1 protein-coding gene is annotated in these 1,042 nt (G+C 32.5%); it reads right to left on the bottom strand.

Translation table 11 applies throughout. The features are described 5' to 3' along the window. Positions 1–133: 133 nt before the first annotated feature. A partial coding sequence (locus OIF36_05680; GenBank protein ID MCV6599943.1) for a hypothetical protein occupies positions 134–1,042 on the bottom strand: 909 nt, incomplete at its 5' end.

The raw sequence follows: 1,042 nt of genomic DNA, 5'->3' as shown, positions 1-1,042 counted from the left end.
TTATCCATATTAGACTGAATTGCACTAACGATATCTACAATGGCATGTTCAGTAGAAAACCCTTCTCTAAACCCAAACTGAGATGGAAACAAGATATTCTTAACATTAATAAAATGCATCATTCTTTTATACATCACCTTTTCAAAGATTCTGTCAAATATAGATAAGAGAGAAATCGGTCTATAGTTATTTGCATCTGTCTCATCCTCGGTTTAAACACCGGTATGACTTTAGCCTTTTTGAGTTTGAATGGGTTGTTTCCAGATGTGACCGATAAATTGACGATTTTAGCTAAAATGTCACTGATAATAGTACTTGAGTATTTCAAGAGTTTAGTCGGGCAGGAGTATAAACCATGAGATTTATTGTTGGGTAAAGCCAATATTTCTAATTCAACTTCTCTGGCAGTTACAGGCTTAAACATGAAAGAACTAGCTGGAGATTTCGTTTTTTTGAGAAACTCGCGATGATCACCAGAAGCAGGTATCTTACTCGCTAATTTTTCTCCAACAGACGCAAAATGCTCATTTAGTAAATTAGCAATTCTTTGTGGATTGCGATTAATCTTATTACCATTGTTAAAGTCTTTGATCGCATTTACTTGTCGGGATTTTTTAGTTTTACGATTCAATAGATTATTTAACGCTTCCCAAGTCTTTTTCATATTCGTTATATTTATATCAAAATAGTCATGGAAGTAACGTCTTTTACTAATTCGAATAAGATGATTAATTTTATTTCGATAAAATTTATGTTTAGTTTGATCACCACATGCAAATAGTTTATTTTTAGTCTTAATTGAAGCTCTTATTCCTTGTGTTATCCATGGTTTTAAAAAACGCTTCAATTGGCGTCGGGAAATCTGTTTAATTGGCACATGCTTGTTTATTATTTTATTATATTTACTATAAAAAGAAGAGAATATGTAATCGATGTCATTATTACCATCCGCTATTATTGACTGCCAATCAGTTTGATTAAGATCTTGCGTAAAAGAGTCCCTATCGAAATTTGTGAAGTCGCGCATTTTTCTCTTAGCGGG

Source organism: Alphaproteobacteria bacterium, assembly GCA_025800285.1.
Classification (GTDB): domain Bacteria; phylum Pseudomonadota; class Alphaproteobacteria; order JAOXRX01; family JAOXRX01; genus JAOXRX01.
The sequence above is the reverse complement of the archived record's forward strand: the minus strand, read 5'-3'. Positions and strand labels throughout refer to the sequence as shown.